This window comes from Allobosea sp. GW821-FHT10B12, from assembly GCF_059415545.1.
In genome coordinates, this window is record NZ_JBWKNL010000008.1 from 1 (window position 1) to 24,156 (window position 24,156).

Below are 24,156 nucleotides of genomic sequence, written 5' to 3' on the forward strand. Positions count from 1 at the left end.
CCCGATCGAATTGCCCGGCGCGACCGTGCCGCCGCTGGCGACGCTGACACCGCCGATCGTGCCGGAGCCGCCGAGCGAACCGCCGCTCAAGCTCACCGAGCCGGTTATCGAGCCATTCACCACCAGCTTGCCGGACGAGACCGTCGTCCCGCCGGTATAGGTATTGCTACCTGTCAGGGTCAGCGTGCCAGTGCCGGTCTTGTCGAGTGCACCATTGCCGCTGATCGTGCCCGAGAACGTCGTCGAGGCATTGTTGCTGCCTGCTCTCAGTTTTGTACCGGTGCTGATCTGGATCGTCCCTGCGCCGGCGATGGAGCCGGCGGTCACCGCGCCCAGCCCATCGCTGATCTCCAGCCCCGCGCCGGCGGCGATGCTGTAGTCCGACGCCACCGACAGCGCCTGCGCGCCATTGATGAAGATCGCTCCGGCTTCGATCGTGGTCGTGCCGGAATAGGTGTTGGTGCCGGACAGGATCAGCGCGCCGGCACCCTGCTTGGTCAGGCTGCCCGTGCCGCTGATGGCGCCATTGAAGTTGATCGCATTGCTGCGATTGAAGACGAGCTGGCCATGATTGACGACGTCGCCAAGGATTGAGCCGGTCGTGCCGCCATCGCCGATCTGGAGCGCTCCACCCGAAATCGTCGTGCCGCCGGTATAGGTGTTCGCATCCGTCAGCGTCACCGTGCCGATACCGGTCTTGCGCAGGCCGCCCGCTCCGCTGATCACATTGGCGATGGTGATGTCGACACCATTGGCCTGATCGAGCGTCAGCGTGCCCGAGACCAGCTGGATGCCGCCAAACAGATTGGCAGTCCCTGCGCGCATGATCGTCAGTTTGCTGTCGCCGGACAGCGAGAGGGCATAGCCGCGGATGCCGTCGCCGCTCAGGCCGCCGGCGATCCCACCGCCGGTGGTCATGGTGATGGCGACGTTGTTGCCGACGATGCCCGTGCCTCCTGCGCCAGCCGCGCCAGTCACGAGACCGGCACCACCTGCACCGCCGCTACCGCCTTGGACCCCGTCATCGACCGTGATCACCGCGCCATTGATCGCGGACACGCCGGCACCGCCGGCGCCGCCGGCGCCACCGCCGCCAAACGTGCTGCTGCCGCCCGTGCCGCCGGCACCACCAACGACGTTCTGATAAAGCGTGACCGTCTCGGCGCCCGTCAGAAGCAGACCATGGCCGCCGGCTCCGCCAGTGCCACCGACGCTGCCGAAGCCCGAAACACCGCCACCGTCGCCGCCTCGTCCACCGCGAAGGTCGCGGATGGTTTCCAGCGTCGTCCCTGCACCGCCGGTCAGCGCCAGGCCATGGCCGCCACTGCCGCCGCTCCCGCCGCCGCTCTGGCTGTCGCCTCCGGCGCCGCCATTGCCGCCGGTCGCCGTCTCAGCGAACGTGCCGAGCGCGCCCGTGCCGGTGATCACGGCGCCCCAGCCGCCGGCGCCACCGCCACCGCCGCCCGCCGCCGCCCCAAGGGCACTGCCGCCACGGCCACCATTGCCGCCGCTCGACGCGGTGATCGGAGGCGTCGAACCGACGCTGCCATGAGCACCACCACCGCCGCCGCCGGCGCCGGCGCCGATGATGACACTGCCGCCGCCGCCGATGCCGGCACCTCCCGGGTTTATCCCAGCCGCGCCAGCCGAGCCGCCGGCCCCCGATCCGCCAACGCCGCCGGAAGTGCCGGCGCCGCCACCACCGCCGCCGCCGGAGGCGGCAATATTGCCCGGGCCGCCGCCGGCAGTCGCCGAGTCGGAGCCGCCGTTGCCGCCACCGGCACCACCGGCCCCGCCTTCAGCCATGACAGCGACTGTCGTACCGAGCAGCCCAAGGCCGGCGGTAAGAAGGGTCAGACCGATAAGAGCGGTCGACGCCTTGAGCGACCCACGACGCTTCGGCAAAGGCTCGCCGTCGCGGAACGGGCGAGCACAGGCCGGCGCCGCGATATCAGACAGGTGCCACATGCGCTGTCGCTGAATGCGCGCAGCCAGCAGAACGAATACGAAGGTCACGGCAATCCCCAGCCTAGCTGTCGGCAGGCTTAGGCAGCTCCGCGCGCGAGGCAATGAACAGCCGTTCACAACCCCCCAAATCGATCCGGTGTCGCAAATTTGCAGCGGCGTCCTGGCGGATCATCCGCTCCACCCGCCGCCCACCGGTCTTGCCCTTGCCGCAGCGGCCTGATACCGCAGCGCACAGGGCCGGCGTAGCACAGCGGTAGTGCAGCGGTTTTGTAAACCGAAGGTCGGGAGTTCGATCCTCTCCGCCGGCACCATTCGATTTCGGTGGCCTGCCGCTTGCTTATCATGCCACCGCGACGACGAGGACGACCGGAGCCTGCCGAGCGATGACCTCTGCCGACCAGCGCGACCAATTGCTCGCTCTCGCGCAACGCTGCGAGCGCACCGGCCGCCCCGACCGCAATCTCGACGCCGACATCTACGAGGCGCTCGGCTTCACCGTCCGGCGCAAGCCGACCACCCTGCTCGCTCCCCGCACCCCGCCCGGCGGCATCTATCAGCAGGGCTCGCTGTGGAAGGCGATCGGCAAGATCAGCGCCGAGATCGACGTCGCGGTCAACGTCATCCGCGAAAAGGCGCCGGACTGGAACTGGAGCCTGCAGTCGGTCGCGACCGAGCAGCAGACCTATGAGGCGCTGGTCGCCGGTTGCTCGGGCCAGGGCGCACTCGCCTCGCTGGCGCTCTGCGCCGCGCTGCTCAAGGCCTTCGCCAGGGGGCGGTCCGAGCAATCCCCGGCGCAGGGCGATCAGTAGAAAGCCCGCGGCTTCAAAGGCGAAGCCGATTCGCCGCACATATCGATTCAACCTGCCCGATCAAGCGTCGCTGCCGCGGCAACTTCACGGAAAGTTGACCCTGGGAAACCACAGGGCGGTTGAAGGCGTTGTTCCTCAAGCTAGTTTGGCGCTCGGGCCGATCCGAAGCCCAGGCATGATGCCGGCTGGCGGGGCGCTATCCGGGGGAGGTCATGCTCTTCTCGTTGTTGGAGCCTGACATGGCCCGTTTCGAACCCTCGCGCCGTACCGTGATGGCGGGCGCTGGCGCGCTTACCGCCGTTGCCGCGCTCGATCTGCCCGTCGGCATCGCGCCGGCCCAAGCGCAAGGAGCGCCCGTGAACCAGAATCCCGGATTCTACCGCTACAAGATCGGCGACATCACCGTCACCGCCCTGAATGACGGCTTCGCCAAGCGCCCGCTCGAAGGCTTCGTCCGCAATGCCGAGCTCGCCGACGTCAAGAAGGCGATGGAGCAGGCCTATCTGCCGAGCGACGCGCTCTCGATCACCTTCACCACGCTGGCTCTGCAGATCGGCGACAAGCTCGTTCTGATCGACACCGGCAACGGCGATTCCGGCGCGCCGACCTCGGGCGCCTGGATGAAGAACTTCCAGGCCGCCGGGCTCGATCCGAAGAACGTCTCGACCGTGGTCTTCAGCCATTTCCATGGCGACCATATCAACGGCTTCCGGCTCAAGGACGGCACCGCCGTCTTCCCGAACGCCGAGGTGATGGTGCCGGCAGCGGAATGGGCGTTCTGGATGGACGACGCCAGGATGAACGCCGCGCCCGAGGCGATGAAGGGCGCATTCAATGGCGTGCGCCGCGTCTTCGGCCCAGTCGCCAAGGATGTGAAGCAGTACGAGGCCGGCAAGGAGATCGTCCCGGGCGTGACCGCGATCGCCGCACCCGGCCATACGCCGGGCCACACCGTCTATGCCGTCTCCTCCGGCAACGGCAAGCTGATGGTGATGTCGGACACGACCAACCACCCGGCCCTGTTCGTGCGCAATCCCGACTGGTCGGCGGTGTTCGACATGGACGGGCCGCAAGCGGCCGCCACCCGGCGCAAGCTGCTCGACATGGCGGTCGCCGACAAGATGCAGGTCGCCTTCTATCATGCCCCCTTCCCCGCCACCGGCCATATCGCCAAGGCCGGCAACGGATTCGAGCTCGTACCGTTGCAGTGGAGCAGCGCGATCTGAGACCCTCGCGCACTCCGCTGGGGAAAGGCCGGGGCAAGCGCCTCGGCCTTTCTTTTTGGCGGCGTGTTCGCTGGGTGGCTCGCGATCCTGTCCGGGGCCGTGCTAGACCGCTAGGACTATGCCGACCGGATACCAGCGATGACCGAGCGTTTCGCCGCCATCTCCTTCGTCGCCAGCGAGACGCCCGAGGCTCAGGCCGCGCGCGCCAAGCTGGTCGAACGCTATGGCGACGCCGACCCGGCGCAGGCCGAGGTGATCGTCGCGCTCGGCGGCGACGGGCTGATGCTGCAGACACTGCATCGCTTCATGGGCACCGCCAAGCCGATCTACGGCATGAATCGTGGCTCGGTCGGCTTCCTGATGAACGAGTTCCGCGAGCGGGGCCTGCGCCAGAAGCTCGAGGCGGCGCAGCGCAGCGTCGTCCATCCGCTGGCGATGACCGCGGTCGACTGCAACGGCAAGCGCGTCGAGGCGCGCGCGATCAACGAGGTCTCGCTGCTGCGCCGCTCCTATCAGGCGGCGAAGCTGCGCATCTCGGTCGACGGGCAGGTGCGCCTGTCCGAACTCGTTGCAGATGGCGTGCTGCTCGCGACCCCGGCCGGCTCGACCGCCTACAACCTCTCCGCCAACGGCCCGATCCTGCCGCTCGACGCGCCATTGCTGGCGCTGACCCCGCTCTCGCCGTTCCGGCCGCGGCGCTGGCGCGGGGCCCTCCTGCCCGACCATGCCAGGGTGACGATCGCGGTGCTGGAGGCCGAGAAGCGCCCGGTCAGCGCCGTCGCCGACCATACCCAGATCGACAATGTCATCTCGGTGCAGATCGCGATCGACCGCTCGCTCGACCTCGTCATGCTGCACGATCCCGGCCACAGCCTGGACGAGCGCATCCTGCGCGAGCAGTTCGGCTATTGAGGCTGCTGCGCCGGCCGGCCGAGCCTCGCTGCCAGCCCTCCCTCTACCGGTTGCGCTGCTCTCCCGGCAGGCTTTCGTCAGTTCGCATTTTTGTCGGGGACAAGCCGCGGAAAAGCCCTTGAACAAAACAGGAACATCGTTGATAGTGGCCGCATGGCCGGCTAGGGTCCGGCTCCGGTCGATCGGCCGGTTTTGTGGTGAAGTGCGCAGGAAGTGGAGCCTGTCATGGCTGGTAGCGTCAACAAGGTCATCCTGGTCGGCAATCTCGGGCGCGACCCCGAGGTGCGGCGCCTCGGCAGCGGCGAGCCGGTGGTCAATCTGCGGATCGCCACTTCGGAGACCTGGCGCGACAAGCAGTCGGGCGAGCGCAAGGAGCGCACCGAGTGGCACTCCGTGGTGATCTTCAACGAGAACCTCGCCAAGGTCGCCGAGCAGTATCTGAAGAAAGGCTCGAAGGTTTACATCGAGGGCCAGCTGCAGACCCGCAAATGGCAGGATCAGCAGGGCGTCGAGAAGTACACGACCGAGATCGTGCTGCAGCGCTTCCGCGGCGAGCTCACCATCCTCGACAGCCGCGGCCAGGGCGGCGACGAGTTCGGCGGCGGCAGCGGTGGCGGCTATGGCGACGAGGGTTCTTCGGGCGGCTCCTTCGGCCGCTCGAGCCCGGTCGGCGGCGGCTCGCGCCAGCCGGCGATGGCGAGCGGCGGCAGCAGCAGCGGCTCGCGCTCGTCGAGCCATCTCGACGACGACATCCCGTTCTAGGACTTCTGAGCGGGTTTCATACCTGTCATTCCGGGGCTTCGCGCAGCGAAGAGCCCGGAATCAAGAACCGTTGCCAATTATCGGGATAGTGTTGCGGCCGAAAGCTCCTTTCGGCCGCTTCTTCGTTTCTGGCTTCCGGGCTCAGGCCTGCGGCCTGCCCCGGAATGACGGTAGCGCCAGTTCTTAAGGCACCTCGCCCTCGAAGCGCACGCCGAGCGAGCCGAGCGCGCGCCAGTAGTCCGGATAGGTCTTCGCGACGCAGCCTGGATCGAGGATGGTGACGCCGCCGATCTTCAGCCCTGCAAGCGCGAAGCTCATGGCGATACGGTGATCGGCGAAGGTGTCGATCTCGGCCGGCAGCGTCTGGCCGGCCAGTCCCGGATCGGAGGCGACCAGCAGGTCGTCGCCCTCCTCCGTGCCGAGCCCCTCGCGGATCCGCGACAGGCCCTGCGACAAGGCCGCGACCCGGTCGCATTCCTTCACGCGCAGATTGGCGATGCCGGTGAAACGCACCGGCGTGCGGTTGAAGGCGGCGAGCACGGCCAGCGTCGGCACTGCATCCTGCATCTGCGAGCCGTCGATCTCGGCCCGCAGATTCGGGAAGGCGGCGATCAATTCATGCGCCTTGGCGTCGGGCTGGGTGAAGGCGGAAGCCGGCACGCCGAGATCGATCGCGCCGCCGGTCAGCACCTCCGCCGCCCAGAGATAGGTCGCGGCCGAGGCGTCCGGCTCGATCAGGTAATCGGTCGCAGCATAGCCGGTCGGCGCGATCCGCCAGCCGCCGCCCTGCGGCTCGGAGACTTCGGCGCCGAAGGCACGCATCGTCGCCAGCGTCAGGTCGACATAGCCGCGCGCGCCGATCTCCTGCCCGGTCAGCACGACATCGACGGGATTGCGCGCGCAGGCGCCGGCCATCAGCAGCGCCGAGACGTATTGGCTGGAGAGCCCGCCATCGACCTCGACCAGCCCGCCATCGAAACCACCCTGCCCCGCGATCGTCACCGGCGGGCAGCCGCTCGGCGCGGCGATCGCGACGCCGAGCCTCGTGAGCGCCTCGACCAGCGGCAGGATCGGCCGCTTGCGCATATGCTCGTCGCCGTCGACCACGACCGTGCCGTCGACCAGCGCCGCCGCCGCCGTCAGGAAGCGCGTGGCCGTGCCGGCATTGCCGAGGAAGAGCGGCTTGGCCGGAGCCCGCAACTTTCCGTCGCTGGTGACGATGAAGCTGGTCGCATCGGGCTCGTCGATCGTGACGCCCATGTCGCGCAGCGCCTGCGCCATATAGCGGGTGTCGTCGCTCTTCAGCGCGCCGCTGAGCCGGCTGGTGCCCTTCGCCAGCGCCGCCACCAGCAGCGCCCGGTTGGTGATCGATTTCGAGCCGGGCGGCATCACGCGGCCGGTGAGCGCCGCCGTCGTCGGCAGGATGGTGAGTTTGCTCAGGGCGGATTGGGTCATGGCAGGCTCGCGGCTCGGTCGTGAGGGTCTTAGACCGTGCAGCCGGCAAGCGGAAGGCATACCGTCATTGCGAACCCAAACCGTCATGCTCGCCCTTGTGGCGAGCATCCACGTCTTGAGCACCACTCTCGATCAGAAAGACGTGGATGGTCGGGACAAGCCCGACCATGACGGCGAATGGGTCAGCCCTTCGCCAGCCCGAACCCACCCACCGGCTGCGTGACGACATGGCTGTCGAAGCCGGCGATGATCGGCTTGGCCTTGGCGATCGCCGCCTGCACGGCCGGCAAAGCGAGCGAGGCCTTGTGGCTCTCCTCGCGATCCCAGACCTCGGTCACCCAGATCGCGTCGGCATCGTCGGGATCGCGGGCGACGATGTAGCTCAGGCAGCCTGGCATTTCGCCGCTGCTCTCGAGGATATAGCCGATCAGCGCCTCGCGCTCGCCGGGCTTGGCCCGCATCCTTCCGATCAACCCGTACATGGCAGCGCCCTCTCCCGTTTCGGGCGGCACCCTGCCCAAGCGACGGATGCGGCGCAACCGATCGTCCTGACCGAATCCGTCAGCAGCCCCTGCTCACGTCGGCGGCCGCCGCTGCCGAAGGATCGCCTGCGCCATGCGGTCGAGCAGGATCGCCAGCGCCACGACCGCGAGCCCGCCAACGAAGCCCAGGCCGGGATCGGCACGCTGCAGGCCGAGGAGGACGACCTCGCCCAGCCCCTTGGCGCCGATCATCGAGGCGACCACGACCATGGCGAGCGAGAGCATGATCGCCTGGTTGAGGCCCTGCAGGATCACCGGCCGCGCCAAAGGCAATTCGACGAGCCAAAGCGTCTGCCACGGCCCGAGCCCAAGCGCGCGAGCGGCGTGGATCATGCCGATATCGATGCCGCGCAGGCCGAGCTCGGTCAGCCGCGCGAAGGGTGGCAGGGCGTAGATCAGGGTCGCGAGCAGCGCTGGCGCCCGCCCCAGCCCGAGCAGCATCGCTACCGGGATCAGATAGACGAAGTTCGGAATGGTCTGCATCAGGTCATAGACTGGTGCGAGCGCCCGCCCCAGGCGCGGCAGGCGCGCCGCAGCGACGCCGAGTGGAAGGCCGAGCAGAACGACCAGCAGCACCGCGACGATGACGAGCGCGAGCGTCTGCATCGCCTCGGTCCAGACGCCGAGCCCGACGAGCACCAGCGGCAGGATCGTCATGGCGAGGGCAAAGCGAACACTGCGACGCGCCAGCCAGGCCCCGGCGGCGACGGCCAGGACGAAAACCGGCACCGGGATGAGCAGCAGAGCCGCCTCGACGCCACGCACGGGCGCCGTCAGCAGCCTGCTAAAACCGTCGAGATCACTGCCATAGCCGGTGACGACGGCATCGACCGCCCGGTTGACCAGCCTTTGCAGCGCCTTGCCGAGATCCGGCAGCCCGTCGAGCGTCACAGGCCGGACGCGACCTTGCTGGCGATGTCAGCCGGCAGCCAGGCTTTCCAGACATCCGGTTGGGTCTTGAGGAAGACGAGCGCCTGCTGCTCGGGCGAGACGCCCTTCTCACGTGCCTCGGCGAGCATTTTCGAGGTCAGTTCGCTGGTGGTGGTGTACTTCCTGAAGAAGCCGGCGAGCTGCGGCGCCTTCTTCGCCAGCTCAACATTGGCGCCGATGACGACGCGGCTCACCGGATAGGCAGTGGCGCGCTTGGGCGCATCGCTCGCCTTGAGCTCGTCCCAGATCGCCTGGTCGAAGGCCGGTTCCTCGAGCTTGACCAGGTCATAGGCGCCGAGCAGCCAGCTCGGCCCCCAATAATAGAACACCACCGGCCGCTTGCGCTTCAGGGCGGATTCGACAGCGGCGACGATCGCCTCGCCCGAGCCGCCGCGCAGATTGGTGAAATCGCCGGAGAGCCCGTAGGCGACGAGCTTCTTGCTGTTGATGCCCTCGCAGACCCAGCCGGCGACGCAATTGTAGAAGCGACCCTTGCCCGGTTCGTCCGGATCGGTGAACAGGTCCTTATAGCGCTTGAGGTCCTGCACCGATTTCAGCTCGGGCGCCTTGGCGTCGGGGCCGGAGACGAGATAGCGCGGCACGAACCAGCCCTCGGTCGCATCGGGGAAGGTCGTGCCCAGCGGCTCGACCTTGCCGGCAGCAGATTCCTTGAGCCAGGCCTCGACCGGGTTGGCCAGCCAGATCTCCATGACGATGTCGACATCACCGCGCCCCAGGCCGTTGACCAATGGCGCAATCACGCCCGGCACGCGCTCGACCTTGCAGCCAAAGCCCTTCTCGGCGATGGCGCTGGCGACTGCGCCGTGGAAGGCGGCGGAATCATAGTCGAGCCCGGCCATCTTCAGCGGCCGGTTGAGCTCGCAGGCGAACCCGGAAGCGGTGAGGCCGAGGCCGAACAGCAGCGCGGCCCCTCGCAGAACGGCTTTCATCATGACGATCCCCCGCTGGCTGCTGTGCCCGATCGCGGCACCTGACTCCCCGGAATGTCCACGAAGCGCGAAAGCAGGCGAAATGTTCCGCCCGACAGGCGAAAACCTTAGCGCCGCTTTCAAATCATGGGCACTGCGCAAACGGCGGATGGGATGGACCGCGCGCCTGACCGGACCTGTCAGCAGTGCTAGCTCAGCCGAGCGTAGCGAGCGCCCGCAACGCCTTCAGCGTTTCGCGCAGGCCGCGATGCAGCGGCTTGTCTTTGCGCAGCACGAGGCCGAGGGTGCGATGCACCCGCGGCGACAAAGAGCGCACCACCAGCCCGTCGCTCTCGCCGCGCACCGCCATGCCGGGCAGGATAGCGCAGCCAAGGCCGGCGCCGACCAGCCGCTTGATCGCCTCGACACTGCCGAGCGACATCACCGGGCGCAGCGTCACGCCGGCGCGGGCAAACCATTCATCGGCGATGCGCCGCGTGATGCCGCCGGGTTCGAACAGCAGCACCGGCAGACGCGCCAGCGCTTCGGGCGTCAACCGCGCCGGCAAGTCCATGCCCGGTGGGGCGATCACGGCGAACTCGTCCTCCAGCAGCGGCGTCACGTCGAGGCTGCGGCCCGCGGCCGGCAGCGAGACCAGGCCGATATCGATCTGGTTGTCCTCGATCGCCTTGACGATGTCGGAGGTGTTGCCGGTGCTGACCGTGATCTCCAGCGTCGGGTGGCGCTGGCGCAATTCGCGCAGCACCGGCGGCAGCAGGAAGATGCAGGCGGTGGCGCCGGTGCCGATCCGGACGCGGCCCATCGCTCCGGTCGCGTGCCGCGCCATCGCCTCTTGCGCCGCCGCCACCGCCGCCGCGATCCGGCTGGCATGGTCGAGCAATTCGGTGCCTGCGGCCGTCGGCTGCGCCCGGCGTCCGACCCGCTCGATCAGCACCGTGCCGAGCCGGCGCTCGAGCTCGCGGATCTGCAGGCTGACCGCCGGCTGGCTCAGGCCGAGCCTCTCGGCCGCCGCCGAGAAGCTGCCGAGCGCGATCACCTGGCGGAAGCTGTCGAGCTGATCGAGGCGAAGATCGCGCATCTCAAAGAATTTCTCATGCTCTGCATAACTTCGAGAAGCTTCATTTATGAGACGGCAAAGCGCAAGCTGCCTTGGCGGTTCGGAAGAATCCGACCGCGGCAAGGCGCGAGCGATGAACGGGATCTGGTCTGCAGGACGACAGCTGCTGCTTGAGGCAGCAAACTATCTCGGCTCCTCCCAGCATTCGCGCTATCAGCAATTGCGGACCCTGCGCGAACTCGACGAGCACCGCCTCGCCGATATCGGTGTGACGCGACAGGAGGCGCTGACCGGGCGCCCCGACAAGACGGAAAGGCGGCCCTGCCGGGCCGGAACGATGACGATGACGACCTTTGAGGCCGCCGGCGACGCGGTACCGCCCATCCTCGTCCGCGATGCTGAGGAGGCGGACATGGCCGCGATCCAGGCGATCTACACCCATCATGTCCTTTATGGTCTTGCCAGCTTCGAGGAGACGCCGCCGAGCGTCGCGGAGATGCTGGCACGACGAGAGGCGGTGCTGGGACTCGGCCTGCCCTATCTCGCCGCCGAGCAGGACGGTCGGATCGTCGGCTACAGCTATGCGACGTCCTATCGCCCTCGCCCGGCCTATCGCCACACCATCGAGGACTCGATCTATGTCGCCGATGGGTTCGGTGGCCGGAAGATCGGCTCCTCTTTGCTCGGCGCACTGATCGGCCGCTGCGAGGCCGGGCCCTGGCGCCAGATGCTTGCCAATATCGGCGACAGCGGCAATGCCGGTTCGATCGGCCTGCATCGCCGCTTCGGCTTCGAGCCCGTCGGCACCTTGCGCTCGACCGGCTTCAAGTTCGGCCGCTGGGTTGACACCGTGCTGATGCAGCGCAGCCTCGGCCCGGGGGACGGGATGCTGCCACAGCCATGGACGGCCGGATCGGCCAGGTGATCTCCCGCCGCACCGTCTTCTGCCTCGGGCTGGCGCAGCTCATTTCCTGGGGCATCTCCTATTACCTGGTCGGCGCCTTTGGTGAACTGATCGGCAACGAACTCGGCTGGTCGCAGGCGATCATCCATGGCGGGCTCTCGGCCGGGCTGCTGGTGATGGGGCTGACCTCCGGCGCAGTCGGCCGGCTGATCGACCGCCATGGCGGCCGCGCCGCGATGTGCGTGGGCTCGCTGCTCACCGCCGCGGGCTGCCTCGGCCTCGCTTTCGCCCATACAATCGCCGCTTACTACGCCGCCTGGCTCTGCCTCGGCCTCGCCATGCGGCTCACCCTCTACGACGCCGCCTTCGCAGCACTGGCCCGGATCGGCGGCAGCGCCGCGCGCCGGCCGATCGCCCAGATCACCCTGCTCGGCGGCCTCGCCTCGACCGTGTTCTGGCCGCTCGGCCATGCGCTCGCCGAGCAGTTCGGCTGGCGCGGCGCACTGATCGCCTATGCCGGCTTCGCGCTGCTCACCTTGCCCCTGCATCTGACGCTGCCTGCGGTCTCGGCGCGGCCCCAGTCCGACGCTGCCGCCGCAAAGCCCGTCGTTACGCTCAGCCCGGCCGACACCCGCTTCGCCGGCCTGCTCTATGCGCTGATCGTCACCTTCGCCGGCATCCTCAATGCCGGCATGTCCGCCCATATGATCGGCATCCTCGCCGGGCTCGGCCTGCCCGCCGCGGCCGCGGTCTGGATCGGTGCGACGCGCGGCATCGGCCAGTCCCTGGCGCGGCTCGGCGAAGTCCTGTTCGGGGCGAAGACCAGCCCGTTCGACCTCAACCTCGTTGCCTGCCTGGTGCTGCCGCTCTGTTTCGTCGTCGGGCTCGCCGGTGGCGCGAGCGCCATCGCGGCGCTCGCCTTCGCCTTCTTCTATGGCGCCGGCAACGGCGTGCTGACGATCACGCGCGGCACGCTGCCATTGATGCTGTTCGATCCGAAAAGCTACGGCGCCTATGTCGGCCGCCTGCTGGCGCCTGGCTTCTTCCTCTCGGCCGCCGCGCCCCTCGCCTATGCGCTGCTGATCGAGCGCTATGGCGCCTCGGCGGCGTTGATCCTGTCGGGGACGCTGGCGCTGGCCATGCTGGTCGCGGCGATCCTGCTCCGGCGCCGCTTCCGCAGCCTGCCACGCTCCTGACAATCTCTGTCAGCACACCCCACAAGAACAATGCAGCAACATCGGCGGCTGCGTGCTACTCATGCCCGCCTCTCGCCCGGCTGCACTGGCACGGCACGGCGATTGCCCTATCTGTACGGCTAAAGCTCAATCGGACACCACCATGGCTCGCAAGACCACGCTCGCCGAACAGGCCGCGACGCTGGAAGACATGTTCGACCGCAACCGTGCGGCCGATCCGAATGCCCGCGTCATCTCGGTGCGCGGCGCGCGCGAGCACAATCTCAAGAATGTCGACCTCGCCATTCCGCGCGACAAGCTCGTGGTGTTCACCGGCCTTTCCGGCTCGGGCAAGTCCTCGCTCGCCTTCGACACGATCTATGCGGAGGGCCAGCGCCGCTATGTCGAGTCGCTCTCGGCCTATGCCCGCCAGTTCCTCGAGATGATGCAGAAGCCCGATGTCGACCAGATCGACGGGCTCTCGCCGGCGATCTCGATCGAGCAGAAGACGACCTCGAAGAACCCGCGCTCGACGGTCGGCACCGTCACCGAGATCCACGACTATATGCGCCTGCTCTGGGCGCGCGTCGGCATCCCCTATTCGCCGGCGACCGGCCTGCCGATCGAGAGCCAGACCGTGCAGCAGATGGTCGACCGGCTGGTCGAATTGCCGGAGAAGACCCGCGGCTACCTGCTCGCGCCGGTAGTGCGCGGCCGCAAGGGCGAGTTCCGCAAGGAGATGGCCGACTGGCTGAAGCGCGGCTTCCAGCGCGTCAAGGTCAATGGCGAGTTCTACGAGATCCCGGACGCCCCTAGCCTCGACAAGAAGTTCAAGCACGACATCGACGTCGTCGTCGACCGCATCGTGATCCGCCCCGATCTCGGTGCCCGCCTCGCCGACTCGCTGGAGCAGGCGCTCGACCTTGCCGACGGCATCGCGGTTTTCGAGTATGCCGACGAGAAGGAGGAGAACGGCGAGGCCCGCCGCGTCACCTTCTCCTCGAAGTTCGCCTGCCCGGTCTCCGGCTTCACCATCCCCGAGATCGAGCCGCGCCTGTTCTCGTTCAACAACCCGTTCGGCGCCTGCCCGGCCTGCGACGGGCTCGGCCACGAGATGCGGATCGATCCGGAGATGATCGTCCCGGATCATTCGCTCAGCTTGAAGAAGGGCGCGATCGCGCCCTGGGCCAAGTCGACCTCGCCCTATTACGGCCAGACGCTCGATGCGCTCGCCAAGCATTTCGGCTTCTCGACCACCAAGCCCTGGTCGGAGCTGCCAACGAGCGCCCGCGACGCCATCCTGTTCGGCACCGGCACGGAAGCCGTGCGCATGGCGTATAATGACGGCCTGCGCGCCTATGAGGTGAAGAAGCCCTTCGAGGGCGTGATCACCAATATGGAGCGGCGCTGGAAGGAGACCGAGAGCGACTGGGCCCGTGAGGAGATCGGCCGCTTCATGTCGGAGACGCCCTGCGCGGCCTGCAACGGCTTCCGGCTCAAGCCCGAGGCGCTGGCGGTCAAGATCGACATGCGCCATATCGGCGAGATCTCGCAGCTCTCGGTCAAGGACGCGCTCGCCTGGGTCAGCGCCCTGCCCTCGCGCCTGTCGGCGAAGCAGAACGAGATCGCCCCGCGCATCCTCAAGGAAATCCGCGACCGGCTGACCTTCCTGCTCGATGTCGGCCTGGAATACCTGACGCTGGCGCGCGGCTCGCGCACGCTGTCCGGCGGCGAGAGCCAGCGCATCCGCCTCGCCAGCCAGATCGGTTCGGGCCTCACCGGCGTGCTCTATGTGCTGGACGAGCCCTCGATCGGCCTGCATCAGCGCGACAATGAGCGCCTGCTCGGCACGCTGCGCCGGCTGCGCGACCTCGGCAACACCGTGATCGTGGTCGAGCATGACGAGGACGCGATCCTGACCGCCGACTATGTCGTCGATGTCGGCCCCGGCGCCGGCATCCATGGCGGCGAGATCGTCTCGAAGGGCACGCCGCAGGACATCCTCAGCGACCCGAACTCGCTCACCGGAAAATACCTCACCGGCGAGATGAGCGTGCCGGTGCCGCTGAAGCGCCGCAAGCCGCAGAAGGGCCGCTCCCTGAAGATCGTCGGCGCCCGCGGCAACAACCTCAAGGACGTCACGGTCGACGTGCCGCTCGGCCTGTTCACCTGCATTACCGGCGTCTCGGGCGGCGGCAAGTCGACGCTGATCATCGACACGCTCTACAAGGCCATCGCGCGCAAGCTCAACGGCTCGATCGAGCACCCGGCGAGCCATGACCGCATCGAGGGCATGGAGCATCTCGACAAGGTCATCGACATCGACCAGTCGCCCATTGGCAGAACTCCGCGCAGTAACCCGGCGACCTATACCGGCGCCTTCACGCCGATCCGCGAATGGTTCGCCGGCCTGCCCGAGGCCAAGGCGCGCGGCTACCAGGCCGGCCGCTTCTCGTTCAACGTCAAGGGCGGCCGCTGCGAGGCCTGCCAGGGCGACGGCGTCATCAAGATCGAGATGCACTTCCTGCCCGACGTCTACGTCACCTGCGACGTCTGCAAGGGCAAGCGCTATGACCGCGAGACGCTCGAGGTGAAATACCGCGAGCGCTCGATCGCCGACGTGCTCGACATGACGGTCGAGGAGGCCAAGGACCTGTTCAAGGCCGTGCCCTCGATCCGCGACAAGATGGTGACGCTCGCCCGCGTCGGGCTCGACTATGTCAAGGTCGGCCAGCAGGCGACGACGCTCTCGGGCGGCGAGGCGCAGCGCGTCAAGCTCTCCAAGGAGCTCAGCAAGCGCGCCACCGGCCGCACCCTCTACATCCTCGACGAGCCGACCACCGGCCTGCACTTCCACGACGTCGCCAAGCTGATGGAGGTGCTGCACGAGCTGGTCGAGCAGGGCAATTCCGTGGTGGTGATCGAGCACAATCTCGAAGTGATCAAGACCGCCGACTGGATCATCGACATGGGCCCCGAAGGCGGCGACGGCGGCGGCGAGGTCGTGGCGCAGGGCACGCCGGAGGATGTGGTGCGGATCGGCAAGGGCCACACCGCGCGCTTCCTCAAGGAGGTGCTGGAGCGGCGGCCGTTGAAAGGCAAGGGCGCGCGGGAGGCGGCGGAGTAGAGGTCAGGCCCGCCGCTTACTAGTTTTGAGCCGCGGCTGCCTTTTTCTTACCCGCATTAGCTCGTGCAAATCTGGGTAGACTTGGGCAGTTTGCGACCTGATCCTCGCCAATAATAGCGACAACCTGGGCGGTTAATTCAACGGGAACCCGCATCCGTCCAATTTGGAGTGCGCGGAGAATTGCCAATCTCTGGTGGTCTGCTTTCACTTTTAAAGCTGAGCCGGGCAATAGCAGAAGTTCGGCGCTACAAGACAATGACATTGTCGGAAAATGTTGCCCGCAGACTCGCCGAGCTTTCCGCTCATCCAGCACCGCGCAAGCACCTATCTCAATCGAATAGGCAATAGTAGCAGCTTCGCCATCATCTAAATCTACCCCCCGGGAGCCGTCGATAAGGGTTGCGAGCGTAAGCATTCCATTTTCGCCAAGCTCGCTAACTCTTAGCAAACCCTGATCGATCAAGGATTGCAGCGTAGCGATGTCCTCACTGCCAAAGCGGCAAGACGTCAATAGTTCACGCCTCACGTTAACGGTCATGATAGCTTGGCCGGGCAGAGCCTCCAAAATGGACGCCGCAAACCCGCTTGCAAGAAGATTGATAATCACGCTCGTGTCTAGAACAAGGGAAGCGCTCTTATCAGAGCGGAAGCTTCGTAAGCTCATTCGCTTCGCCTTCCTCCTGCTCAGCGCCGTCTAGAATTATTCGGATCGTATGCCGGTCCATGTCAAGCATACGAGCCAACTGCCCCTCACTATACAATTCCCTTTTCCACGTTTCTCTTATCAACAATGCGAGGCGAGCTGGAACCAGATCACCAGAAATAGAACCTAATGACGGGCGCAAAATAGAATCACCAAGCACTTCGCGTGCCTGTTCGTCGGTGATACCGCCGTTAGCTTGAAACCAATCCCAAGTGCCCTCTCTCGCTAAGTGTAGCTCCTCCAATCGGCGCGCCATCGCTTCCCGCGATACGCCAAATGCATTGGCTAACAAAATTATATGCCGCCGCGTCAGATGAGAATGCCCCGCCGTAATTTCACTGTAACGTTGCTGTATCGCACGCGCAGGCATAGAAAAACACCTTTGAAAGATATTTGCGTAACGTTCCTCTCTGGACTGAAAGCGCTCGTCAGTCGTTAGAACCTCTGGCTGCCTCCTCGTTGCGACAAAGTGACCGAGTTCATGAATTGCCGTTGCAATGACCCGCTCATAAAGCACACTGCCATTCAAAAGAATGCACGCACCGATACGATCATCGTAGGCAAACAGCCCCGATATTTTTGCTGGCAATCTCCGTATGTATACTCTTATCCCGATATGAAGCTCCAATAACGAAATAATGTCGCCAATTGGGCCAGCTCCGATGCCTAACCAATCGCGCATATCTTGCGCATCCTGCTCAGCTTGAAGCCGAATATCGCCGGGCAAGAGGGGTCGCTCTGGCGGATAGTTGCGCGCTCGCACAATGCCAAGCGCGTTTTCAAGTTCAACTTCAGCTCGAACTAGATTACTCAGCATTTTTGATGCATTCTCAGCATCGATATCGATAGCTTCTGCTAGCTTTCTAAATTTTGGAACAAGATCAAGATGGACCGCTTGTTGGCGCAGTACTGCATTCGCCGAAGTACCATAGGCGGCAGCAAGCGTTTGCAGCTCCGCCGTCTGAATACGTCTTTTTCCCTGTTCGATGGCAACAACCGTAGTACGAGCCGCATTGATGAGCGCGGCCGCATCAGCCTGAGTGATTTTTGCTGCTTCGCGGGCAATGCGAAGCCGCTCGCCAACCTCGGCGTCTGGTAGTCGCTCTCTGATTTCAGTCATGATATTCCCCAGGCCCGCCGGTTAATAAACGAGCCCTCTCCTAAGTCTTTTTTGAACGCGGCCAATTCGGTTGCGTGGCTTGCGAAAAGGCTGACTAATTCGCCCTCGATCTCCCCGGCGCTTAGTCTCATAGGCCCTGCAATCTGACGCGCGTGGCGACTTAGCAGCGGCCGGAACTCAGATGAAACCAAATCAGCCATATGCTCTAGATGGAGCAGCCCAGCGAGCGCATACTCTCGAAATGCGAGACCCATACGAGCAAAATCTCGATGGATCCCTTGATCAAGCACTGGCGCTTCCAGATTTTCGCAGATGTAGCGCTCTGGAGCCTCTGAAAGGCCAGCAGCATGTACACTCATACGGCGAAGCATGCACGCCGCACAGACTCCGCATTGCCGCTGCTTTCCATTGACTGAGCTCCATTGCTGATTGCGCCAGCAGGACGTCGTCGTCGCCCACTCCCTTTCGGGATCAAGAGGAGAAAAGGCCTCCAGCGTCTTACCTTTTGTCGACCAGATACGCGGCTGAACAAACTGAATATCACGCTCAAGTAACAAGCGCAGAAACTTGGAAGCTTTATCAAAGAACAGAGGATGATTGCGATAATCTGGATAGCTGTGCCCCAGGGACGCCAATACCGGCCCAAAGACACCTTGACCGCTTTCGGGAACAACGATCGTTGCGGCTCCAGCCATATAAGCGCCGAGCCCGCTGACAACCGCGAACTTCAACCCCCGACTTCGTGCCGTCGTCTCTCCTCGAGCTCTGACTCTATAAGGTACACCGACGAAGGGATCGCGCTGGCGCTTTGACGGGCGCCCCCCAGCCTTCCGGCCTAACCGGACCCGCAGGATACCTGTATTTCTGTTTGCTGCTTCCAGACCGTATACGGCGCGAGAATCCATGCCGTCGCTGTAAGCCATCACCGCGCTCGTTGGAACCTCGAACGGGAACAAGGGCTTGTTGTGAAACGGCTCTTGCGTCTCCCGCTTGGCGAACTCGAAGGACCAAAAATCACCGGTCAGAAACTGCGCCACAGCAACCAAGGCCTCAGAGACCTCAGACGACGCCCATTTAGCGCAATCATATACAGGAATCCGTAGGAAAAAACGGCGAGCCCATCCATGAGCCGGCCGCCGGATACTACGGTCAGCATACTCAATAGCACCCGCAATAACCATTGCGTCAAATAATCTTGGCTCCCACCCCTTAAAATAATAAGTCTCAAGCGCCTTGGTCGAAAAATCAATTGCGCTATCAATTAGAATTTCTCTTGGATTTATATCATAATTACTTTTGAATTCCACAAAATTTAAACTTATTTGGGGCGCGCGGAAATTTGGAGCACGTGAACTCATAGCTTTGGAACTCCGTCATCAAGGCCATCCCGTTGAGTTAACCGCAGTTTTGAACGCCTGACTCGCGTTAATGGGTTCATGATTTCTTTGGCGACGCGCTTTAAGTCAAACGTATCCCGTAACTCTCTTAAACGGCCTCGTAGTTGCCCCGCCTTGGCTGCGCCTGAACGTTCGTGATGCTCTTCCATTCCACGGCAATGCGAGCGAAGAGCCTCGTTTACAGCACCCTCTACAGACACTTGAATGGCAGCGTCGCCCCTTATGCCCTGCTGCAGCGCATCGATTGCATGATCAAGAGCCTGTTGCACAGCAACATCCCCCGCATGGGCGAGCGAAAGCGCCTCCAATTGCCTAGTCGAATCGTCTGGAAAAAGAGAACTTTCGATAATCTCGCGCATGCGCGAGATCGGCAGATTAAAGAGATCTCGCTTGATCGCTATTTCACTCGCTTCACACACCTCGGAAATTGGCGTGCTCAGATTTGAGGCCCGCCGCATCACCGCTTTCCAATGCGGTCGCTGCGGCAAGCTCTTGTAGGGTCCGTCGCTCATGCTGGCCTCCACTGTCAGGCTTCTAATACGAAACACCTGACAATGTCAACACAACGATCACTCCGAGCTGACATTGACAGCAAACTTATCCCCGCCCCCAAAACCTCCGGTATAATCCCCTCGCCCATCACCCATACGGGGCGGCCATCCGGAGGTATGCCAGAGGCTGGGTGAGGGTCGGCGCCTGCGGGCGGGGGTTACGCCCCGCTCCCGGGAGGCTTCGGGGCACCGCCCTGGGGGCAATACGACCCCTGTGCGAGGAGCTCGCTAGATGAAGCGGCTGCAACGGCCACCGCACGGCCCGAGGGAGCGACGACCCGAAGAGGGGACCTGGCTTCCAATGGCATCGCGGCACGGCCAGCAGCCGGCTTCGCAGAAGCGCGGCCCGGAGCTTTAAAATCGCCGAAGGCGGAGCGCCACGGGGCGTGCGGATGAGGCTTCATCCGCGCCGCTTCCTGGCTCAACGGAAGCGGATGCTACTCGACGCGCCTCGCGGCGCTCCGCCAGCCCCGTATTTTCGAAGCGCCCGCAGGCAGGCCTGCGGGCGGGGTCTGGCGCGTGGGTGAAGGAAGAGGCGCGGGAGGCGCAACAGAACCCCTCCAGCCGCGATCGGTCCTCAGTGGTCATTCTCAGGAGTCACCGCTCGCCAGGCGAGCCGCGGGCTGGTCATTGCCCTCCGATGTCCGCCCCTGGGCCAATTTGTCGCCCCAGGCCTGCCATGCCCCTAACTCGCCATTAACCTCGATCGTTCATTTCTTCGGGCGGGTAGTGGCTTCGCGCGGGCTGTAGCTGCTGTGGTGCGAGGGTAGCAAAACCATGCGGCTGATCGTCGGCGCAATCATCGTCTTCGTCTGCGTCTTCGGCAGTTTCGCGGCGATGGGTGGCCACCTCGAGGTCCTTTGGCAGCCGTTCGAGTTCGTCATCATTCTCGGTGCGGCGATCGGTGCCTTCATCATCGGCAACCCCGCGCCGGTCCTCAAGGCCGTGCCGTCCATGCTCGGCACGATCTTCAAGGGCTCCAAGTACAGCCAGGAGTGCTATGTCGAACTGCTGGGGATGCAGTATTCATTGTACAAGCTCGTGAAGCAGAAGGGCATGCTCGCGGTCGAGCAGCACATTGAAAATCCGAGCGAGTCGACGCTGTTCAATGCCTTCCCCACCTTTGCTGCGAACCATCATGCGGTCGAATTCGTCTGCGACTACATGCGCATGTTGACGCTGGGCGCCAACAACGCCCACGAGATCGACGCTCTCATGGACGAGGAACTGGAGACGCACCATCAGGAGCAGGAGCGTCTCGTTTCGGCCATGCAGTCGATCGCCGACGGAACACCGGCGCTCGGCATCGTCGCCGCCGTGCTCGGCGTGATCAAGACGATGGGGGCGATCAAGGAGCCGCCGGAGGTGCTGGGACATCTGATCGGCGGCGCGCTCGTCGGCACCTTCTTCGGCGTCTTCGTCGCCTACGGTTTCTTCGCGCCCATGGCGGCGTCGCTCAAGAGCACCTTCGACGCGGAAGCCAAATACTTCCTGTCACTCAAGGCGGGTCTCCTCGCCCATATCAGCGGCCAGCCGCCGGTGATGGCGGTCGAATTTGCCCGCAAGGCTCTGATGAGCGACGTCCGCCCGACCTTCAGCCAAGTGGAAGCGGCAACCGCCAAACTGGCCGCCTAGCTCCGGCCCAATCTCCAGCAGGGACTCGATGACCAAGCCCGCCCAGACGATTATCGTCAAGAAGGTCAAGAAGGCCGCGCATGCGCACCATGGCGGCGCCTGGAAGATCGCCTATGCGGACTTCGTGACCGCCATGATGGCGTTCTTTCTGCTGATGTGGCTGATCAGCATGACGACGCAGGAGCAGAAGGAAGGCCTGGCGGAGTATTTCGCGCCGGGGGCTCTGAGCCCCAGCACCAGTGGCGCTGGCGGCATGCTGTGGGGCACCGCCCTCGACAAATCAGGCAGCAAGCCGTCGCCGCCGCGCGAGGTGGCGACCGGGACCAAGCCGGAGGACAGGGCGCGCCGGACCAACGCTGGCGGCAGCGCCGACCGCGAGGTCAACCGCTCGGTTGCCGGCCAGCAGGCCAACCACAGCGCGATAGCCAGCCTCCGGCAGACGCTCCAGAGCATGCCCGAAATTGCCGATCTGTCGCGCAACATTGTGATCGAGCCGACCAAGGAGGGGTTGGATGTTGCCCTCTTGGACGAGTCCGGCCGCTCCATGTTCCCCGAGGGCTCGGTCCAGCCCTACCCGAGCACCCGTCGCGTGCTGGAGACGCTTGCGCCCACTCTGCGCCGCCTGCCCAACCGCCTGGCGATCACCGGTCACACGGCCACCCCGCGCCCGGGCTCGGCGGCGGGCGCCGATCCCTGGAGCCTCACCACCGGGCGCGCGCTCGCCGTCCGCGAGATCCTGTCGGGCGCAGGGTTCCCCAACGACCGCTTCGCTTCCGTGGTGGGGCGCGCCGACACCGAGCCGGTCTTCCCCGACAATCCCTACATCTCGCCAAACCGGCGGGTGAGGATCACCCTGCTCAACGAAGAGCCGCCATTGCCCCCGAACCACTTTCGCTGAACACGTCGCCGCGCGGCTGACGAAAGCGAAAATCGCTGGGCCTTGCGTGCTGCGAGAGCGCGACCGATAGTCTTGAGCGCTGCTTGCTCCAAGACTGGGTTTCATCGTGTCATTCGTTGAACAACCGGTTGTTGCGCTCTTCATTTCCCTGGCCCTCGGCTATCTGATTGGCAAGATCCGGATCGGCTCCGTCCAGGTCGGCGGTGTCTGCGGCACGCTGTTCGTCGCGCTGGCGATCGGACAGCTCGGTGTGAAGATCAGCCCGGACCTGAAGAACGTCGCCTTCGCGCTCTTCATCTTCGCGCTCGGCTTCACGGCGGGCCCACAATTCTTCAACAATATTCGCGGCGGCTGGCGCTACGGCATCCTGTCCTTCGTCGAGGTCGTCACGGTGCTGCTGTTGCTGGTAGCGGCCGTCGCGCTCTTCCGGCTCGACTACGGCACGGCCTCGGGATTGTTCGCCGGGTCGGCGACGGAATCCGCCGTTCTAGGCACCGCCTCCGAAGCGATTGCACGGCTTTCTCTGCCGACTGGCGAGATCGAGCGGCTTCAGGCCAACATGGCCACCGCCTACAGCGTCACCTATCTGTTCGGCCTCGTCGCCATCGTCGTCGTCGTCACGCAGATCGGCCCGCTGCTGCTCGGGGTCGATATCCGTGAGGCCTCGGCGGCGCTTGCCCGCGACCTCGGGGCCGAAGACGAGGCCGGCAAGGAGAACGGCGTACCCGAGATCGTCTCGCGCAGCTTCCGCGTCGGGCCGATCGCCGGCAGCACCGTCGGCACCTTCGAGAACAGCGTCAACGGCGTCGTGACCATCGATCAGGTCGGGCGCAGCTCAGGCTTCACCAAGGCGACGACCGAGACCGTGCTGGAGCCGGACGACATCGTGCTGGTGCTCGGCCGGCGGCGCTCCGTAATCGCCGTCAGCGAGCGCCTCGGCCCGGAAGTGCCGATGCCGGCCGGCGACAATGTCCCGCTGGTCGAGCGCGAGGTCGTGCTCGTACGCCGCGAGGTGAGCGGGCGCCGGATCCGCGATCTGCGCCGGCTCGCCAGCGCCGAGCAGCGGCGCGGCGTCTTCATCTCGCGCATTCGCCGGCTCGGCCAGAACATCCCTGCCCTGCCCGGCTCGGTTCTCGAGCAGGGCGACATCCTGACCCTCTACGGCTCGGAGGAGGCGATCATCCGCGCCGCCCCGGAGCTCGGCCATCTGCTGCCGGCGAGCGCCGCGACGGATTTCGTCATGCTCGGGCTCGGCATCGTCGTCGGCCTCCTGCTCGGCGAGCTCGGCCTGCAGGTCGGGGCGCTCAACCTCACGCTGGGCACCGGCGGCGGCGCGCTGGTCTCCGGCCTGATCTTCGGCTGGCTGCACATGCACCGGCCGCAGCGCGGCGCGATCCCGCATGCGGCCGCCGATTTCATGAAGGATTTCGGGCTCGCGACCTTCATTGCCGCGGTCGGGCTCTCCGTCGGCCCGGAGGCCTTCGCCCTGCTCAAGCAATACGGGCTCATCCTGCCGGTGCTGTCGATCCTGGTCTCGGCCCTGCCCGCGCTCGCCTCGCTCTATATCGGCCGCTATCTGCTCCGGATCGAGGCGCCGATCCTGCTCGGCGCCATTGCCGGGCAGCATTGCAGCACGCCCGCGATCAGCGCGCTCGTCTCGCTCGCGGGCAACTCCACGCCGGTCATCGGCTACACCGTCACCTACGCGATCTCCAATGTGCTGCTGCCGTTGATGGGGCCCATCGTCGTCGGCATGGTCGGGCTGATCGGCTAGCGCTCTTGCGGGCTCCATTCTGGCGCCGCAGGTGAGCGCTCGCCAAATGGACCAGTTCGCCAGGCTGATGGCAGTGCTGCACGAGCCGGTCGCGCAGGGCCATTCCGTGGTGGTGATCGAGCATAATCTGATCAGGACCGCCGACTGGATCATCGACTTGGGGGCCCGAAGGCGACGATGGCGGCGGCGAGGTCCCTCCCCCCGCGCCCTTCCGTCGCACGGCATTGTGAGGGTCTTGTTTACGCCTTGTTAAACCGCTCT

The 24,156-nt window shown here is 65.3% G+C and carries 20 protein-coding genes, 1 tRNA gene and 1 pseudogene; 12 read left to right on the plus strand and 10 right to left on the minus strand.

The genetic code is table 11. The annotated features are described in order from the left end of the window. A partial coding sequence (locus AC07O0_RS23700; protein ID WP_494626302.1) for an autotransporter-associated beta strand repeat-containing protein occupies positions 1-1,806 on the minus strand: 1,806 nt, incomplete at its 3' end. A 398-nt stretch (positions 1,807-2,204) separates the two neighbouring features. On the opposite strand from AC07O0_RS23700, the gene AC07O0_RS23705 reads away from it, so the two are divergent. The 5 genes from AC07O0_RS23705 to ssb all read left to right on the plus strand — a co-directional run bounded on the left by AC07O0_RS23705 (position 2,205) and on the right by ssb (position 5,677). Then, positions 2,205-2,279, plus strand: a tRNA-Thr gene (locus AC07O0_RS23705). A gap of 72 nt (positions 2,280-2,351) precedes the next feature. Beyond that, complete coding sequence (locus AC07O0_RS23710; protein WP_494626303.1) at positions 2,352-2,777, plus strand: hypothetical protein; 426 nt, start codon at positions 2,352-2,354, stop codon at positions 2,775-2,777. 239 nt (positions 2,778-3,016) lie between these two features. Next, entirely contained in the window at positions 3,017-4,003 is a 987-nt protein-coding gene (locus tag AC07O0_RS23715) for an MBL fold metallo-hydrolase (protein ID WP_494626305.1), read from the plus strand. Between the two features lie 138 nt (positions 4,004-4,141). Beyond that, entirely contained in the window at positions 4,142-4,915 is a 774-nt protein-coding gene (locus tag AC07O0_RS23720; protein WP_494626307.1) for an NAD kinase, read from the plus strand. A 225-nt stretch (positions 4,916-5,140) separates the two neighbouring features. Next, a complete protein-coding gene (gene ssb / locus AC07O0_RS23725; RefSeq protein ID WP_494626309.1) occupies positions 5,141-5,677 on the plus strand; it encodes a single-stranded DNA-binding protein in 537 nt (178 codons plus the stop codon). Positions 5,678-5,860: 183 nt separating this feature from the next. On the opposite strand, the gene aroA is transcribed toward ssb, so the two are convergent. The 5 genes from aroA to AC07O0_RS23750 form a co-directional block, all read right to left on the minus strand. After that, positions 5,861-7,132 (minus strand): 3-phosphoshikimate 1-carboxyvinyltransferase, encoded by a 1,272-nt coding sequence (aroA, locus tag AC07O0_RS23730; protein WP_494626311.1) that lies wholly within the window; start codon positions 7,130-7,132, stop codon positions 5,861-5,863. Between the two features lie 182 nt (positions 7,133-7,314). Then, positions 7,315-7,614 carry a putative quinol monooxygenase gene (locus AC07O0_RS23735; protein WP_494626312.1) on the minus strand — a complete coding sequence of 100 codons (300 nt, stop codon included), beginning with the start codon at positions 7,612-7,614 and terminating at the stop codon, positions 7,315-7,317. Positions 7,615-7,707: 93 nt separating this feature from the next. After that, positions 7,708-8,565 carry an ABC transporter permease gene (locus tag AC07O0_RS23740; protein WP_494626314.1) on the minus strand — a complete coding sequence of 286 codons (858 nt, stop codon included), beginning with the start codon at positions 8,563-8,565 and terminating at the stop codon, positions 7,708-7,710. After that, the gene (locus AC07O0_RS23745) at positions 8,562-9,554 is read right to left on the minus strand and encodes an ABC transporter substrate-binding protein (protein WP_494626316.1); all 993 of its coding nucleotides are present in this window, start codon (positions 9,552-9,554) and stop codon (positions 8,562-8,564) included. Before AC07O0_RS23745 ends, AC07O0_RS23740 begins: the two co-directional genes overlap by 4 nt. Positions 9,555-9,747: 193 nt before the next feature. After that, positions 9,748-10,632, minus strand: coding sequence for a LysR family transcriptional regulator (locus AC07O0_RS23750; protein ID WP_494626318.1), 885 nt, complete (start codon positions 10,630-10,632; stop codon positions 9,748-9,750). A gap of 112 nt (positions 10,633-10,744) precedes the next feature. Between AC07O0_RS23750 and AC07O0_RS23755 the strand changes: the two are divergent. The 4 genes and pseudogenes from AC07O0_RS23755 to uvrA all read left to right on the plus strand — a co-directional run. Next, positions 10,745-10,885 (plus strand): annotated as a pseudogene (locus AC07O0_RS23755) (YjiS-like domain-containing protein); the annotation flags it as partial. Between the two features lie 63 nt (positions 10,886-10,948). Then, positions 10,949-11,536 carry a GNAT family N-acetyltransferase gene (locus AC07O0_RS23760; protein ID WP_494626694.1) on the plus strand — a complete coding sequence of 196 codons (588 nt, stop codon included), beginning with the start codon at positions 10,949-10,951 and terminating at the stop codon, positions 11,534-11,536. Continuing rightward, the gene (locus tag AC07O0_RS23765) at positions 11,512-12,711 is read left to right on the plus strand and encodes an MFS transporter (RefSeq protein ID WP_494626319.1); all 1,200 of its coding nucleotides are present in this window, start codon (positions 11,512-11,514) and stop codon (positions 12,709-12,711) included. The genes AC07O0_RS23760 and AC07O0_RS23765 overlap by 25 nt, the downstream gene beginning before the upstream one ends. A gap of 142 nt (positions 12,712-12,853) precedes the next feature. Next, positions 12,854-15,817, plus strand: coding sequence for an excinuclease ABC subunit UvrA (gene uvrA / locus AC07O0_RS23770; protein WP_494626321.1), 2,964 nt, complete (start codon positions 12,854-12,856; stop codon positions 15,815-15,817). 19 nt (positions 15,818-15,836) lie between these two features. Here uvrA and AC07O0_RS23775 read toward each other — a convergent pair whose 3' ends face one another. The 4 genes from AC07O0_RS23775 to AC07O0_RS23790 are packed head-to-tail and all read right to left on the minus strand — an operon-like array spanning position 15,837 to position 19,549. Then, complete coding sequence (locus AC07O0_RS23775; RefSeq protein WP_494626323.1) at positions 15,837-16,481, minus strand: PIN domain-containing protein; 645 nt, start codon at positions 16,479-16,481, stop codon at positions 15,837-15,839. After that, positions 16,456-17,640: a helix-turn-helix domain-containing protein gene (locus tag AC07O0_RS23780; RefSeq protein ID WP_494626325.1), complete on the minus strand. Its 1,185-nt coding sequence runs from the start codon at positions 17,638-17,640 to the stop codon at positions 16,456-16,458. The genes AC07O0_RS23775 and AC07O0_RS23780 overlap by 26 nt, the downstream gene beginning before the upstream one ends. Further along, on the minus strand, positions 17,637-18,998 hold the full coding sequence (locus tag AC07O0_RS23785) for a 7-cyano-7-deazaguanine synthase (RefSeq protein WP_494626327.1): 1,362 nt from the start codon (positions 18,996-18,998) through the stop codon (positions 17,637-17,639). The genes AC07O0_RS23780 and AC07O0_RS23785 overlap by 4 nt, the downstream gene beginning before the upstream one ends. Continuing rightward, entirely contained in the window at positions 18,995-19,549 is a 555-nt protein-coding gene (locus tag AC07O0_RS23790) for a hypothetical protein (RefSeq protein WP_494626329.1), read from the minus strand. The genes AC07O0_RS23785 and AC07O0_RS23790 overlap by 4 nt, the downstream gene beginning before the upstream one ends. Before the next feature lie 816 nt (positions 19,550-20,365). On the opposite strand from AC07O0_RS23790, the gene motA reads away from it, so the two are divergent. From motA to aspT, 3 genes are all read left to right on the plus strand, one after another. Further along, the gene (gene motA, locus AC07O0_RS23795) at positions 20,366-21,223 is read left to right on the plus strand and encodes a flagellar motor stator protein MotA (protein WP_494626330.1); all 858 of its coding nucleotides are present in this window, start codon (positions 20,366-20,368) and stop codon (positions 21,221-21,223) included. Between the two features lie 28 nt (positions 21,224-21,251). Next, on the plus strand, positions 21,252-22,121 hold the full coding sequence (locus tag AC07O0_RS23800) for a flagellar motor protein MotB (RefSeq protein ID WP_494626332.1): 870 nt from the start codon (positions 21,252-21,254) through the stop codon (positions 22,119-22,121). Positions 22,122-22,227: 106 nt separating this feature from the next. After that, complete coding sequence (aspT, locus tag AC07O0_RS23805; RefSeq protein ID WP_494626334.1) at positions 22,228-23,895, plus strand: aspartate-alanine antiporter; 1,668 nt, start codon at positions 22,228-22,230, stop codon at positions 23,893-23,895. Positions 23,896-24,156 lie beyond the last annotated feature (261 nt).

What these genes read in the sequence shown, in the direction of transcription:
- motA (WP_494626330.1), top strand. Translation starts at nt 20,366, where the DNA reads ATGCGGCTGATCGTCGGCGCAATCATCGTCTTCGTCTGCGTCTTCGGC.
- AC07O0_RS23720 (WP_494626307.1), top strand. Translation starts at nt 4,142, where the DNA reads ATGACCGAGCGTTTCGCCGCCATCTCCTTCGTCGCCAGCGAGACGCCC.
- AC07O0_RS23715 (WP_494626305.1), top strand. Translation starts at nt 3,017, where the DNA reads ATGGCCCGTTTCGAACCCTCGCGCCGTACCGTGATGGCGGGCGCTGGC.
- AC07O0_RS23800 (WP_494626332.1), top strand. Translation starts at nt 21,252, where the DNA reads ATGACCAAGCCCGCCCAGACGATTATCGTCAAGAAGGTCAAGAAGGCC.
- AC07O0_RS23775 (WP_494626323.1), bottom strand. Translation starts at nt 16,481, where the DNA reads ATGAGCTTACGAAGCTTCCGCTCTGATAAGAGCGCTTCCCTTGTTCTA.
- AC07O0_RS23745 (WP_494626316.1), bottom strand. Translation starts at nt 9,554, where the DNA reads ATGAAAGCCGTTCTGCGAGGGGCCGCGCTGCTGTTCGGCCTCGGCCTC.
- AC07O0_RS23780 (WP_494626325.1), bottom strand. Translation starts at nt 17,640, where the DNA reads ATGACTGAAATCAGAGAGCGACTACCAGACGCCGAGGTTGGCGAGCGG.
- AC07O0_RS23760 (WP_494626694.1), top strand. Translation starts at nt 10,949, where the DNA reads ATGACGATGACGACCTTTGAGGCCGCCGGCGACGCGGTACCGCCCATC.
- AC07O0_RS23785 (WP_494626327.1), bottom strand. Translation starts at nt 18,998, where the DNA reads ATGAGTTCACGTGCTCCAAATTTCCGCGCGCCCCAAATAAGTTTAAAT.
- ssb (WP_494626309.1), top strand. Translation starts at nt 5,141, where the DNA reads ATGGCTGGTAGCGTCAACAAGGTCATCCTGGTCGGCAATCTCGGGCGC.
- AC07O0_RS23750 (WP_494626318.1), bottom strand. Translation starts at nt 10,632, where the DNA reads ATGCGCGATCTTCGCCTCGATCAGCTCGACAGCTTCCGCCAGGTGATC.
- AC07O0_RS23790 (WP_494626329.1), bottom strand. Translation starts at nt 19,549, where the DNA reads ATGAGCGACGGACCCTACAAGAGCTTGCCGCAGCGACCGCATTGGAAA.
- uvrA (WP_494626321.1), top strand. Translation starts at nt 12,854, where the DNA reads ATGGCTCGCAAGACCACGCTCGCCGAACAGGCCGCGACGCTGGAAGAC.
- AC07O0_RS23735 (WP_494626312.1), bottom strand. Translation starts at nt 7,614, where the DNA reads ATGTACGGGTTGATCGGAAGGATGCGGGCCAAGCCCGGCGAGCGCGAG.
- aroA (WP_494626311.1), bottom strand. Translation starts at nt 7,132, where the DNA reads ATGACCCAATCCGCCCTGAGCAAACTCACCATCCTGCCGACGACGGCG.
- AC07O0_RS23710 (WP_494626303.1), top strand. Translation starts at nt 2,352, where the DNA reads ATGACCTCTGCCGACCAGCGCGACCAATTGCTCGCTCTCGCGCAACGC.
- AC07O0_RS23765 (WP_494626319.1), top strand. Translation starts at nt 11,512, where the DNA reads ATGGACGGCCGGATCGGCCAGGTGATCTCCCGCCGCACCGTCTTCTGC.